The sequence below is a fragment of the Nocardia uniformis NBRC 13702 genome (assembly GCF_001613345.1).
GTDB lineage: Bacteria > Actinomycetota > Actinomycetes > Mycobacteriales > Mycobacteriaceae > Nocardia > Nocardia uniformis.
This window is the reverse complement of record NZ_BDCE01000111.1, coordinates 1-13,326: the sequence shown is the minus strand read 5'-3', so window position 1 is coordinate 13,326 and position 13,326 is coordinate 1. Positions and strand designations below refer to the sequence as shown.

The 13,326-nt window shown below is 64.9% G+C and carries 10 protein-coding genes and 3 pseudogenes; 3 read left to right on the top strand and 10 right to left on the bottom strand.

Going from position 1 to position 13,326, the window contains the following annotated elements:
* Positions 1-428: 428 nt before the first annotated feature.
* The 3 genes from NU1_RS37195 to NU1_RS43915 all read right to left on the bottom strand — a co-directional run bounded on the left by NU1_RS37195 (position 429) and on the right by NU1_RS43915 (position 1,729).
* Complete coding sequence (locus NU1_RS37195; RefSeq protein ID WP_067528942.1) at positions 429-644, bottom strand: DUF397 domain-containing protein; 216 nt, start codon at positions 642-644, stop codon at positions 429-431.
* A complete protein-coding gene (locus tag NU1_RS37190) occupies positions 628-1,524 on the bottom strand; it encodes a helix-turn-helix domain-containing protein (protein WP_067528941.1) in 897 nt (298 codons plus the stop codon). The genes NU1_RS37195 and NU1_RS37190 overlap by 17 nt, the downstream gene beginning before the upstream one ends.
* A 79-nt stretch (positions 1,525-1,603) precedes the next feature.
* Complete coding sequence (locus tag NU1_RS43915; protein ID WP_281221289.1) at positions 1,604-1,729, bottom strand: hypothetical protein; 126 nt, start codon at positions 1,727-1,729, stop codon at positions 1,604-1,606.
* A 32-nt stretch (positions 1,730-1,761) separates the two neighbouring features.
* Between NU1_RS43915 and NU1_RS37185 the strand changes: the two genes are divergently transcribed.
* The 3 genes from NU1_RS37185 (at position 1,762) to NU1_RS42445 (ending at position 2,634) form a co-directional block, all read left to right on the top strand.
* Positions 1,762-2,091: a hypothetical protein gene (locus NU1_RS37185; RefSeq protein WP_067528952.1), complete on the top strand. Its 330-nt coding sequence runs from the start codon at positions 1,762-1,764 to the stop codon at positions 2,089-2,091.
* Positions 2,078-2,371 carry a hypothetical protein gene (locus NU1_RS37180; protein ID WP_067528940.1) on the top strand — a complete coding sequence of 98 codons (294 nt, stop codon included), beginning with the start codon at positions 2,078-2,080 and terminating at the stop codon, positions 2,369-2,371. The genes NU1_RS37185 and NU1_RS37180 overlap by 14 nt, the downstream gene beginning before the upstream one ends.
* Before the next feature lie 65 nt (positions 2,372-2,436).
* On the top strand, positions 2,437-2,634 hold the full coding sequence (locus NU1_RS42445; protein WP_169815197.1) for a hypothetical protein: 198 nt from the start codon (positions 2,437-2,439) through the stop codon (positions 2,632-2,634).
* A gap of 57 nt (positions 2,635-2,691) precedes the next feature.
* Here the strand turns inward: NU1_RS42445 and NU1_RS37170 are convergent, their stop codons facing one another.
* From NU1_RS37170 to NU1_RS44430, 7 genes and pseudogenes are all read right to left on the bottom strand, one after another.
* The gene (locus tag NU1_RS37170) at positions 2,692-3,465 is read right to left on the bottom strand and encodes an ESX secretion-associated protein EspG (protein ID WP_067528938.1); all 774 of its coding nucleotides are present in this window, start codon (positions 3,463-3,465) and stop codon (positions 2,692-2,694) included.
* Positions 3,465-4,397, bottom strand: coding sequence for a hypothetical protein (locus NU1_RS37165; protein WP_157553509.1), 933 nt, complete (start codon positions 4,395-4,397; stop codon positions 3,465-3,467). Before NU1_RS37165 ends, NU1_RS37170 begins: the two co-directional genes overlap by 1 nt.
* The gene (locus NU1_RS37160; protein ID WP_067528936.1) at positions 4,397-6,817 is read right to left on the bottom strand and encodes a hypothetical protein; all 2,421 of its coding nucleotides are present in this window, start codon (positions 6,815-6,817) and stop codon (positions 4,397-4,399) included. The genes NU1_RS37165 and NU1_RS37160 overlap by 1 nt, the downstream gene beginning before the upstream one ends.
* 154 nt (positions 6,818-6,971) lie before the next feature.
* A complete protein-coding gene (locus NU1_RS37155; RefSeq protein ID WP_067528935.1) occupies positions 6,972-7,739 on the bottom strand; it encodes a DNA-formamidopyrimidine glycosylase family protein in 768 nt (255 codons plus the stop codon).
* Between the two features lie 45 nt (positions 7,740-7,784).
* A pseudogene (locus NU1_RS44515) lies at positions 7,785-8,738 on the bottom strand (Lhr family helicase); the annotation flags it as partial.
* 438 nt (positions 8,739-9,176) lie between these two features.
* Positions 9,177-12,191: pseudogene (locus NU1_RS44510) on the bottom strand (Lhr family ATP-dependent helicase); the annotation flags it as partial.
* Positions 12,192-12,593: 402 nt separating this feature from the next.
* Positions 12,594-13,139, bottom strand: a pseudogene (locus tag NU1_RS44430) (DEAD/DEAH box helicase); the annotation flags it as partial.
* Positions 13,140-13,326 lie beyond the last annotated feature (187 nt).

The following is a 13,326-nucleotide window of genomic DNA, read 5'->3' as shown; positions in this document are numbered from 1 at the left end:
TACCGCACGGTCCCTTGCAGCGTGTTCGCAACCGTCCGATCCGCGAGATCGGGCTTAGCGCAGTCCCGCTGCACCTCAATTGTCGCCGCTCGCAGCGCCATCGACGGTTGGCCGGTGTCACCTGTCCGCTTCGCGGAAGGATCCTTCGCAACAACGACCTTCCCGACGAAGGTGGATTGGTCCGAACGTGTCAGCTGCATGAACTCGGCACAGGTGGTCAGCAATACGTCGTCCGACGAAGTCGCAGGGTCGGCCTCGGAACCGCATCCGGCCAGCGAGGCGAGCAGGAGCGCACCTGCCGCCGTGGCGCTGCGGACATGCCGACGAAGTGACCGGCGCATCAGTTCCCTCAAATCTGGATTCGTAGAGCACAGTGGCGCGGCCAGACCGCCCGACACCGGTTCGAGCAGCAGTTCTTCTGATCGAAACTAATTGGGGCGGTTGAATTCTCCGTCATTGACGCCCGCTGTGAAGGCACTCCACTCGCCGGGTCCGAAGACTAGCGCTGGGCCGGACGGGTTCTTGGAGTCGCGGACGCCGATCATGCCACCGTCCAGGTGGGCAACTTCTACGCATTCGCCACCGTGCTGGCTGTAGCTGCTCTTGAACCAGTGCGCGCCGGACAGGTCAATGTCCACTCTCATACTCCCTCGCTAACTGCCTGAGCAACTGTCGGCTGCTGCTGCCGTCGAGTGCTGCGGCCTTCAGGCGATCGAACGATCGCGAGAAGCTCGCCACATCGTCCGCGTCCTCAATGTACATGTTGCCCACGATGCCTTCCAGGAACACGACGGAGGGCTCTACGGGCTCACCATGTGCGGATTCTCCGTATTGCAGCACGACCAACGGAGGCATCGAGATACCGCCCGGAAAGCCTGCGGCGGCGCGAAGTACCCGCAATTCGATATTGGCCGCAGCGGATCGATCGGCCAGATGCCGGAGTTGAGCAGCCATGATACGTCGGCTGCCCGCGACTCGGCGCAACGCTGCCTCACCGACGACGACATCCAACGTCACGGGCCGTGTCTTGCGAGTAACTATGTTCTGGCGCTGCATCTTCAACTGCACGCGCCGCTCGCGCTCCTCTACGGTGTCGTCCGGGCAACGCTCTGCCAAGGCTCGGTCGTAGTCTGCGATCTGGAGCAGACCGGGCACCAGATCAGGTTGGTACGTAATAATTTTGGATGCAGCGGCTTCGAGACCTACATAAACATCGAAGTCTTTGGGGATCAAGTCGCCGTACTGGTGCCACCAGTTCTTGACGTTGGCCTGCCTCGCCAGACCGATCAACGCGGCGACAAGATCATCCGGCACGCCGTACAGGTCACACGCGGCCTGTATATCTCGCGACTTGATACGAGAGTTCTCCCCCTTCTCCAAACGCCCGAGGCTGGTTGCCCCCATCTCCAATAGCTGAGCGGCCTTTGTCTGCGTGTATCCGGCGCGCGTGCGCCACTCCAGCAGATAGCGGCCGAGCTGGCGACGCGGCAGCGTCGAACCCGCGTCGCTGATCGTCTGTGTCATTGCGTCCTCCGATTCGGGGAGGTCGGAATCACCATGTCGGAGTAATCATCTCACCTGCGGCGGGAGTCCATCAGGGCTTTCACGACAGATTCTCCGGTGCCACCGTTTCGGCGATGCTCTTGTCGCTGCGAGGTGTGTCATAGAAGTGCGCCAGGCGGGCGGTGCCCGCAACCGCGATATCGCTCCGGGCGCGCTCCCCAACCATCCCACGACCCCCGAGCAGAACGGATGCAGGCGATGAAGTTTCGGCCTACCGCGATCGGATACGTCCGATCCGACATCAGCGGCGTGCGGCAAGCATGGGACGAAACCGAGGTTCGGAGCGCGGCGGCGCTGCGCGGCTTCGATTTCGCAAAGATGATCGTCATCGACGGCCGAACCGGGAGGCCGCTACTCGCGGGACTGAAAGCCACGATCGCTCGTATCGAGGTCGAAGCCGTTTTCGTTCCGAGCACCAAGCACTTCGAGGGCGGCACCGTACCGTGCGATCTCCGGCAGACGGTTGATGTGATTACCGTGAGCCCCGAAAACACCTACACACGAACCGGTTCCGATGGACATCGATGACGCACTGGCACTCATCGGTGAAGAGCGGCCCGCCTGGTGGATTCAGTACCGTGACGGGGCGTGGGCTCCCGTCTGGCGGGACGGGCAAGTTGGCCCCTCGTTCACAATCTCCCAATTGATCCAGCTCGCTACTGACGATATCGCCGCTCTCGACGCCGGACTGGTCGCCCGGGTAATCGATGGTGAGCCGCTCGGAGTGGTCGATGCCGAATCTGGCCAGACCTGGCCACAGCCCCGGAAGGTGGCCGACCGAACCTGCCGCCGTGCTCACCGCCACTAGTCTGCGCCTCCGAGAGGTGGGTGGCGTTCCAATGATGCTGTTGCACTGTACTTCTGGAGGTATCCGTGTCCGCAATGGTCCAGTTCGTGATTGTTGCACTGTCCTGCATCGGGGTCGTTACCGCCGTGCGGTGGGGTGTCTCCGATGGTCGATCCATCACGCAGCCAATCCCCGACGAGCGACTCCTACTCGCCGACGGCTATCCATTCCACCGCATCCCCGTTCGCAATCTGCATCGCAGACACGGGCGGCACCGCGCCTAGTGTGTTTGTCCCGAGGATGGCGGCGCATCAGGTGGAAATGAAGTCACTGGGATCACCTCAGTGGATGTGCTCTCGTTCTTCCTTGATCGCCCGGATCACGATCGCGATTCGGGAATTCAGAACTGCCGCAAATTGTTTGGAATCCGCCGCCATGGCGTTACGGCCGATGATGACATAGCGTCCGTCACCGACGACGTCACGCCAGTGGACGGTATGGCGATTAATGCCGCGAGGGCCGAATACGGAACTGCCCTGGGTGATTTCGATTTCGCCTGAGATTGTCGTTGGGGCGCGGAGGAACCGTGCAGATCTGTAGGCAGTGGAGTTCTCCCTGAGCGCGACCGGTGACCGGTGGCGTTCGTCAGCCAGGTCGTCGCCGGATGCGGCGAGGGCTATCTCACCTAGGCTGCCGGGATCCGCCGCGGGAAGTGCATCGACCAGTTCGTCGGCCAGCCGCAGTGGATCGCATTCGTTGACCGTGTATCCGCCGCGATGGAAGTACGACTTCCCGGGCGATTGCGTGATCAGGAAGCCTCGCTCTCGCCTGCGGACGGCCAGGACGCGGATTATCGAGCCAGGCTGCATCGGATCGGCGTGGTCCCCGCCGTAGACCGACAGGTGCAGGTCGGGCTCGGACATCGTGTCGAGGATCGTGGCGATGTCACGAGAGTCTTTGTCACGCGCGATCTCCCGAGCTGCCTCTTGTTCGGCGCGGAAGGTTGCCTGATTGGGTGCGGCGGAGGTGAACAGGAATGGGGCGGGAAGCTGATCGCCGACCGCGTCCCGCCACAGGACCGCGAACTCCGTTTCGGTGAACGACCATGTGCGCATTACGATCCAGTTCCCCAGAAATCACTGCCCGAGTTTCTGTCAGCAGTTGACTTCTCGGGTGAATCGAGTACGGCACTCCGGCGGATTCGATTGACAGCAGCATCCGAACCCAGTTCCTGCCGCAGTTCAGGATGCTTCCAGTAGAACCGGATCAGGTGATACAAGAGTGCGGAATCCATGTCGTATTCCAGCGTGTAAACTTCGGCGAGCCACGTGCGGTTCTTCTTACGTGCCCACCTGGCCGCCCAAATAATATCGACCCCATCAGGGCGTGACTGTAGCCTAATTGTCGCGAAGCTAGGATACGACGTAGCCTGCACATCCAGAATGCTGTCCCACTCAACGGATCGGTACATGAATCCATCACTCAGGTGCACCCGCGATGGAGCTAGCCACAGGAACTTCTTCCTTCTGGCAGAATAGGCGGCACGGATCAGCAGCCACGTTGCCAGCAGGATGGCAACTGTAAGAAGTATTCCAGTAAAAGGTCGCCGATTTCCTGGAGCGAACTCCGAAGTATCTTGGAATGTCAATGCATAGGCGAAGTATGTGGCGCTGACAATGGCCATCGCCAGCATGACAACCCCCGCGATCGCCAGCCATCGTAGTCTGGGAACAGCTGTGGCAGCTTCGCTGTCGATATCGTGGACCGCTTCCAGTTCGGGCACTGAACGTCGGCGCGAAAGATGCATCCGAATCGCCCCGGGGGTCACTGACAGAAAGAATAGCGTTGCAAATAATCCGAAGAATGCCTGAGTTGTGCTGCTTTGAATAAATCCAACAAGTGACATAAATGCGCCAATAAGTGCACCGATGAGTAATATTGGCAAATATACCACCATCATCGTCCGTCTGCGACTTTCCGGACCGAAATCGGGAGGCCATGGCAGGTCGGACGGACGCCTAACGGATTTTCCTGCTGCGTGGCTCACTACTTCACCGCTTTCACTGTGTTTTCTCCTACCCATCCGCCCAAAGCACCAAAGGCGACACCGCCGATGACAGCGCCGACAACGGCTCCGACAGGGGCGATGGGACCCGTGAGCAGTGCACCGGCGGCAGCACCGGTAGCGATTCCGCCACCGATCCCACCGACCGCCGATCCGACGCCCGCGCCCGCCGCTTCCCACCCGTCCTTACCGTTGCGCCAGTCATCGATAGACGTGTACGTGGAGAATCCGACCGTCGCGAGCGGCCCGCCGAACTTCCCGACATTACCCAGCAATTTAGCGTTGGACCCGAGTTTCGAAGCGTCGTCGGCAATAGACGTCGACACCGACTGGATCGCCTTACCCGAGACATTCTTACCGTCACCGAGATCCTGCATGGCCTCCTGCCCGAGGAGCTGTGAGGTTTGCGACATGAATCCCGCCTGCCGCGCGAGCCCCTTCCCGCCCTCGTCGAGGCTCGCGGCGACACCACTGGCAGCCGCGCCGCCGAGGGTGGCGTAGGGGTGGTCCTTCGCACCGTCTATCCCATAGGTGAGCGGGCTCTTCTCCATAAAGGGCTCGACCGCGTTCTGGACCGCCTCCCACGTCGACGGTGCCGACTGCCCGGGCTGAGGCGGATCGGACGCCAGTACGGTGCCGTTGTCGAACTGGGCGACCACCGCACCGTTGGGCTGCTTGGTGGTCAAAGCCGAGGCTCCGTCACCGGTCTGAGTGAAGACTGCGCCGTCCGGTTCCATGATCGATCGGGTGCCATTGGAATTGGCAGTGCTGATCAGCTGTTGGCCGCCGTCCGGGGCAATAGCCAAGGTTTGGCTGTAGCTGGACCCATCGGCAGCGGTGAACAGGTTCGTCACCGTCTGGCCGTCATCGCTGGGGATCTGGGTGAACAGCCCACCCTCCTGAAGCGGGGTGATCATCATTTCGGGACCTGTGGTGCCGTCAGGATTGACGCTACGGGAACTGATCCGGCCATCGCCGGTGGGCGTGGAAACGACGCGCTGCACGGTCCCATTGGGTGCGGTGGTGACCGTGTCGATGACGCCGGTGCCATCGTTGCGCGGCGTAGACACCGACGTCGTTTCCGGTCCGTCGCCGACCTTGCTCACGGTGGTGACCGTACCGTCGGGGCCAACCGTGGACCTCGCGGTGGTGACAGTGCCGTCCGGATTGGGGGTCCAGACGGTGTTACTGCCGTCGGCGTTGGCAATTTCAATCGGTATGCCTCGGTCCAGCTGCGCGGCCAAGGCGAGCGGATCCATCGGGATCTGCGCGGGAGACTGGTCGCCTATCAGCATCTCGGTCAGTGAGGTGGGCAGGTTCCCGGTAGGTGTTGTGACCGTGCTGCGGGCCTCGGGTACCTCCGGGATATTGCCGCCCGATATTTTCGCGCCTTCGACATACCAGGCGTCCCATGTGGTCCGGATCTGCCGCAGCTCGGCATCCTCAGCACGTCCGGACAGGTGGTATGTGTCGGCGCTGTCGTGGGGCAGGAAAGTTTGCAGCCGCAAAATCCAGCCCTGGGTGAACGCGAGGTTGCGGCTCATCAGGTTCATGCAGTTGATCAACCGCTCGACCCCGTGAAGGTAGTCGTTGAGCGCACTCTTGGCTTTCGCTGCTGCCGGTGACGCCCACACGCCCTCGGAATCCGAACCCGCCGGGGCCGTCAGCAGCAACGGATCGTACGTGCAATGAAACGCCGCCGCCTGCATGCGCAGTTGGTCGGCCGCACGCTTCCACGTATCGGCGAACTGCTGCAACTGACCGGGAATCTGCCCGCCATCGACATGGTTGTAGTGCGCGACGAACTCGTCCCACCCGAAGTTCTCACCCGTTTCGGGGTCGATCGACGACGGCTTGAGCGTGATTCCCGCTTCCTGCGCGCCGGTTGCCAGCGATTCCGCCTCCTGCGTATCGCCCAGCTTGTTGCTGTAATCCCGTTCGGGGGACGAGGAATAGCTCTCGCTGCCCCACCCCTTGGAGGGCCCCCAGCCCGGCAGTTGGGCTTCGCTGGTGGCCACCTCCACATGACCAACCGTGCTCTTCAGCTGCTCGAACGCCGTGCGGGAATCCTCTTCGCCCTGCTGGTACAGGCGACCGGCGGCGATGAAGGTTTCGCCCATATCGGTAAGGATTGTCTTGTGCCCGTTCAGCACACGGGTAGTGAGATCGGTTGCCGCGTTGTTGAACAGGGCCGACAGGTCGGGTCCGGACTCCTTCAAGTTCAGCGGCTTCAAACCGGTCGCGCCCGCGATGGTGCTCGACACCTGTTCCATCGCGCTCAGCATCGATGCGCATTCTCTCGACAAGGTGGTGGCGACCGCTGGATCGAACGCCAGACCGAACCCACCCGCACCCGCCGATTGCTTCAGCGAACCACCCCAGGCATTGTTCGGATCGCTCACTGCTCCCCCCCTCATCCACTTCGTACGGCACCGCCCACCCTAGTCACAATCCTTCGTCGGCCTGCGGCCCGGCCTGATCGGGTTTGCGCTTCTGATCAGCAGTGTTGGCAGCCGAGAGGGTAGCCCGGTCAGCGGAGTGTCCCGCCGGACGCTTTCACAACGGTTGACAGCGTGGGCAGAAGTAGATGCCCCGGTCGGCGCGAGTGGCAGACTCGCCCTCCGGGGCACCGAGCAGGTGCACCACCAGATTGGTGCCGCAGCGGCGGCACGGGAGGCGCTGGCGGCCGTAGGCGAGTGCGCGCCACGGTGGTTCGTGCGCGGCTTTGACCAGCACCCGGTGCGCCTCGTCCACCAGCCCGGGTAGGTCCTCGATCTCGCCGACGGCGGTGGCCGGGTGCACCTTTCGCAGAAAGCAGATCTCGCTGCGGTAGATATTGCCTATGCCCGCCAGATTCCGCTGATCGAGCAGTGCCAGCCCGATCGGCTGTCCGGCGTGCGCACGCAAGCGCCGGAGTGCCTCCTCCGCATCCCAATTCGGCCCGAGCAGGTCGGGCCCGAGATGATCGATGGCGGTGTGCTCATCTGCGAGCCGCAGCACCTCGACGAGTCCCAGCGAGAAACCCACCGCCTCCGAATCCTCGGTCGCGAGCACCAGCCGCGCCGTGAAACCCGGTTTGGTCCAACGCTGCCCGGGTGTGTACACCCGCCACACACCCTCCATTTTCAGGTGGGTGTGAATGCTGACCTTCGGCGTCCGGATGAACAGATGCTTCCCGTAGCTGCCGACGCTCTCCACCGGCTCACCACGCAAATCCAATGTCGCGAACCTGGGCACGCGGAAGTCGCTGCGCGTCAGCACCTTTCCATCCAAGGCTGCCCGCAGGCGCTTCGCAGCCAGGAATACGGTGTCGCCCTCAGGCACGCGGCCTCCGCGCAGCCGTGGTGCAGCCCCGGCGATCGCCGCAGGTCACGGACGGCTCCGCAGGCGGAAACCGCGTGGCGTGGGCGCAAATCCGGCCTGGGTGAGGAAGTCGGCGAAGGTATTGCCGTGTACGGACTCGCCATTCACCCGGTCGATGACCAGTGAATCGACGCGCCGGTCATGCACCAGGGCCGCGAGACCAGCCGCTGCCGCCGCGCGTACCGCCGGATCCTCGGTGAATGTCAGCAGTGTTTTGCCGCCACGCTCCAGATAGAGCGCCAGCTCACCGGCCACCAGCACCACGAGTGCACCCGCCTTGCGTCCTGGCCGGTGCCCCGCCCCCTCGGCCGCGGCCTTCGGCCAAGGCAGCGCCGCCCCATAGGGATTGGCCGGATCGCAGGCCGCCAAAGCCAGCACCTTTCCGGCACCCGGTTCGATCCCCTCGTCCGGAGCGCCATTGCCGGGATAGGGGTTGCGGTCGGTATCGAACGACCGCAATCGATCCACCACATCGGTGGTCGAGAACTGCGCCCCACCCAGCGAATCCACGAAGTACCCGCGTCGACACCGCCCTCGGTCCTCGAATTCGGTGAGCACCCGGTACATGAGCGCGAACCCGCCGGTCACCCCTTCGCTCTGCACCGACCCGCGAGTCAACACCCCGTACCGCTCCAACAGCACATCGGCCGTGGCGTGCGCGCGAATCGTATTGTCCGACACCCGCTCCGGCAGCAAAGACCAGCGCCCCGCCACCTGTGGCGGACTACTGCGCACCTGCGCCCCCGCCCGAGGTAGATACATCCGGCCACGCGGTGCGCGCCGCGGCGTCCGATGCGCGGTAGTGGTCCGCGTAGTCCCCGATAGCAGCGCCCGGACCGGCACGAACGTATCCCCGGCGACGTACCCGGCCCACACCAGCTCCCACAGCGCCGTGACGACAGCCGCCTCGTCCTCGAGGCCGGTGGCGTCCGCCAACTGCCGGAAGAAGTAGGCCCCACCGGTACTCGGTACCACCTGATACTCCGGACCGACCGCGGGCGTGCCGAGCCGAGAGCCGCTCGCCGGGCTGGCATCGACCACCTCGGCCGCATCCGTCCAAGGAGCATCCGCGGCGTTCGTGTCGTCGCGATTCGCTGGGGGTGGCGTATTTCGGGAGGCTGCTGGTTCTGTACGTCCCACCGTCGTGGAGTCGCCGGAGTGTGCCCCGTTCACATCGTGGGTTGCCGGAGGTGGCGCACTTCCGGAGGCCGCCGGTTCCGTACGTCCCACCGACATGGGATGGCCGGATAGCGTGGTATCCCCATGGGCCGCTTTGGAGCGGCTCGATCGGTTGCGCTGGGTGGTCTTGCCCGAGGCGCTGTTATCGCCTGTCACGGCCGACAGGTCGACTGGTTGGTCTGTCGTCGGTGATGGTCGGCCACCAATAACGGTGGCCCCCAACGCCATCAGCACGCTGATGTGCGTCTCCGTGAGGTCGAGCGGGGACGTCGGGGGCAGCGTCAGTGGGGCCTGATCGGTGGGATGCAGGGCCACCCAACCGTCCTTGGCGGTAATGGAGCCGTGCCCGGACCAGATGACCTCGCCGGTGGACAGTAGTTCGTCCAGTAGGGCGGGGGAGTAGTCGCGGACGCGGGAGGGGAGGATGAGCGATTCCCAGGCCGAGGCCGGGATGGGAACGCCCGCAAGCTGTTCCACGACGGCGGCGACACCGTCCACACCGCGGAGCTCGCCGGTGCCGATGTGCTGCCACGCGGGCAGGAAGCGGCCGAGGGCGGCGGTGGTAACCGGTTCCACCTCTTTGCGCGCGGCAGCGAGGGAGCGACGGCGCAGGCGGCGTAGTACCTCGGTGTCACACCATTCGGCACCGGTCGCGCCGGGCGTGAATTCGCCTTCGACTAACCGTTTTTCCATACCGAGCCGGTGTAGCGCGGTGGCGGCCACGGCCGGTCCGAGACCGAAGCGGTGGGCCACGGCGTCCAGAGTGAAGGGGCCGTGGGTGCGGGCGTAGCGGCCGACGAGATCGCCGAGCGGGTCGGCGACCGGTTCGATGAAGGCGGCCGGAACGCCGATGGGCAGCGGTACGCCGAGCGCGTCGCGCAGCCGGGCCGCGTCCTCGATGGCCACCCACCATTGCGATCCCGCGAATGAAACCTCCAGGGCCCGATGCGACTTCACCAGTTCGGTAAACCACGCGCGCGGATCGTCGACACAGCGCTGCGCCGCTTCCTCGGCGGTGACCGGCCCCAGCAGCCGCAGCAGATCGGCCAGCCCCTCCATATCTCGCGCATGCCGTTCCGGGGTGAGCCGCTGCAACTCGCGCTCGGTCAGTTCGAGGACCGCCGCGTCGAGGAGTTCGCGCAGCTCAACCCGACCGAGTAATTCCGCGAGCAGGCTGGAATCCAGCGATAGCGCCGCCGCCCGCCGCTCGGCCAGCGGACTGTCGCCCTCGTACATGAACTGCCCGATGTAGTCGAACAGCAGTGAATTCGCGAAGGGCGACGGGCTCGCCGTCTCCACCTCGACCAGCCGCAGCTGTCGTCGCGCCACCCGGCTCAGCAGATCCCGCAGCGACGGCAGGTCGTACACGTCCTGCAGGCATTCGCGCACGGTCTCCAACAGCATGGGGAAGTCCGGGAACTTGCGTGCCACATCCAATAGCTGCGCCGCCCGCTGCCGCTGCTGCCACAGCGGTGCGCGCTTACCGGGATCGCGTCGCGGCAAGAGCAGCGCCCGCGCCGAACATTCCCGGAACCGTGACGCGAAAAGCGCTGAACCCCCGACCTGTTCGGTCACGATGTCATCGATCTCATCCGGCTCGAAGACGAACAGCTCCGCCCCCGGCGGTTCATCGGTGGTATCCGGCAGCCGCACCACAATCCCGTCATCGGACGGTGTGGGCGCGGCATCCACCCCGAAACGCTCGCGCAGGCGCGCGCCGACCGCCAATGCCCACGGCGCGTGCACCGGCAACCCGTACGGCGAGTGCAGCACTACCCGCCAATCGCCCAACTCATCCCGGAACCGCTCCACCAGCAGCGTCTTATCGGTGGGTAATTGTCCGGTGGCGGCGCGCTGCTCTTGCAGCAGCGCAACAAGATTCGCGGTCGCATTGTCATCGAGCCCCGCCGCATGCGAGACATCCGACAGCTCGGCCATACTCATCTCCGCGTGCTTCGAGCCCCCGCCCACGGACTCCGCGTCCCTCGAGCCTTTGCCGAGAGCGTTCGTGCGCTTGGAGTCCCGTCCCGCGATCGTCGCGTCGCTCGTGGCTTTGCGCGGAGCCTGCGCGGGCTTGGAGTCCCGTCCCGCGATCGCCGCGTCGTTCGAGGTTTTGCCCGGAGTGTTCGCGTGCTTCGAGTCCTGGCCGAGAGGGTCGGCGCGCTCAGCGCTCCCGCCCGGCCCCGCCACATGCTTCGGTTCTCCCCCGAGGGCCGTGGCGTTCGGCTCGGAGGCAGTTGAATCAGCCGCTGTGATCGCGTCTTTCGCGCGGCCATGCGGCTTCTTCGTTGGGCCGGAGCCTGATTCGTCCCCACCACCGCGCCGCCCACTGGCCGCCTTCTCGACGGCCTGCCCGGCCTGTCGCACGAATTCGCCTAGTGCGGCGCCCAATTCCGCGGGCCGCCCCAGCGAATCGCCGTGCCAGAACGGCAGCCGCCCGGGCAGACCGAAGGCCGGTGTCACCAGCACTCGGTCGAAGGTGATCTCCTCGATTCGCCAACTGGTGGCCCCGAGTGCGAAGACGTCGCCGACGCGCGACTCGTACACCATCTCCTCATCGAGTTCTCCGACTCGCGAGGCTTTTTCGCCCACCATGAACACCGGGAACAGCCCCCGGTCGGGGATAGCGCCACCGGATGTCACCGCAAGCCGTTGTGCGCCAGGTCGTCCGGTCAGCGTGCCCGCGTCCCGATCCCATACGATCCGTGGCCGCAATTCGGCGAACTCGTCCGACGGATAGCGTCCCGACAGCAGGTCCAGGACCGATTCGTACGCCGAACGCGGCAGTGCCGCATAGCTTCCGGTTCTCCGCACCACCTCGAACCAGGTGTCGGCATCCAAGGGCTCCAGCGCACAGGCGGCCACCGTCTGCTGAGCCAGGATGTCGAGGGGATGGGCCGGAATCTTCAGTGCCTCGATCTGCCCGGCGGTCATGCGCTTCGACGCCACCGCACAGCGGATTACGTCCGTACGGTGCTTCGGGAAGATCACTCCGCGCGAGATCTCACCCACCTGATGCCCGGCCCGTCCGACCCGCTGTAATCCGCTCGCCACCGATGGCGGCGCTTCCACCTGCACCACCAGTTCCACCGCACCCATATCGATGCCGAGTTCCAAACTGCTGGTGGCCACTACACACCGCAGCCGCCCACTCTTGAGGTCGTCCTCGATGAGCGCCCGCTGCTCCTTGCTCACCGACCCGTGATGCGCCCGCGCCAACAGCGATGCGGCCCCGTGCACCACCTCGGTGGAGGGTCCGATCTGCGCGGGCGGCGCATGCTCGGTCTCGACCGGCTCCCCGAGGCGCGCCGCGTACGACTCGTTCAATCGGGCCGTAAGCCGTTCGGCCAGCCGCCGCGAATTCGCGAACACAATGGAGGAGCGGTGCTCCAACACCAGATCCACAATGGCTTCGTCCACATGCGGCCAGATCGATGCCGCCTCCCCGGCTTCATCCGGCTCGGTCATATCGGCGACCGGTACCCGCACCGTGAGATCGAAGGTCTTGGGCGCGGGCGGCGACACAATGGTGATGGGCGCGGTGCCGACCAGGAATCGGCCCACCTCCGCCGGTGGCCGCACCGTCGCCGACAGCCCGATCCGCTGGGCCGGCCGTTCGGTCATCGAATCCAGTCGTGCCAGTGAAAGTGCCAGGTGCGCACCGCGTTTGGATCCGGCTATGGCATGCACCTCGTCCACGATCACGGTGTGCACCTCGCTCAGCGTCTCCCGGGCCGCCGAGGTGAGCATGAGGAAGAGTGATTCCGGTGTGGTGATGAGAATGTCGGGCGGCGTGCGCTGCATGGTCCGCCGCTCGGCGGCGCTGGTATCCCCGGACCGCACCCCCACCCGTATCTCCGGCGCGGGCACCCCCAGCCGCTTGGCCGTCTGCGTCACCCCGACCAGCGGTGCGCGCAAATTCCGCTCCACATCCACCGCGAGCGCCTTCAGCGGCGAGATGTAGAGCACCGAGGTCTTGCGCACCCCCTCCCCGGGCTCCCGAGTAGCCAGCCGATCAATGGCCCACAGAAAGGCCGACAACGTCTTCCCGGACCCGGTCGGCGCAACCACCAGGGTGTGCTCACCGGCGGAAATCGCCTCCCAAGCCCCCAGCTGCGCAGCCGTAGGCGCGGGAAACGCACCGTCGAACCACTGCCGAGTAGCGGAGGAGAACCGATCCATAGCCCCAGTCTGCACCCGCCCACCGACAGCCCAACACAACCCGTCGCCACACCCGAGCCGTCACCCACGCGTACCCACGTATCGAACATGACAACTGATCTCGCAACGTTCGGGGTAACTCGTCGGGTACGCCCAAATCGGTTCGGCTCCCAACCGCCGGCACGCGTGCATGACGGTCGACGGCTCT

Coding starts and splice junctions, on each gene's coding strand:
- NU1_RS37190 (WP_067528941.1), bottom strand. CDS start 1,524: ATGACACAGACGATCAGCGACGCGGGTTCGACGCTGCCGCGTCGCCAG.
- NU1_RS43915 (WP_281221289.1), bottom strand. CDS start 1,729: ATGGTTGGGGAGCGCGCCCGGAGCGATATCGCGGTTGCGGGCACCGCC.
- NU1_RS37185 (WP_067528952.1), top strand. CDS start 1,762: ATGAAGTTTCGGCCTACCGCGATCGGATACGTCCGATCCGACATCAGC.
- NU1_RS37170 (WP_067528938.1), bottom strand. CDS start 3,465: ATGCGCACATGGTCGTTCACCGAAACGGAGTTCGCGGTCCTGTGGCGG.
- NU1_RS37180 (WP_067528940.1), top strand. CDS start 2,078: ATGGACATCGATGACGCACTGGCACTCATCGGTGAAGAGCGGCCCGCC.
- NU1_RS37195 (WP_067528942.1), bottom strand. CDS start 644: ATGAGAGTGGACATTGACCTGTCCGGCGCGCACTGGTTCAAGAGCAGC.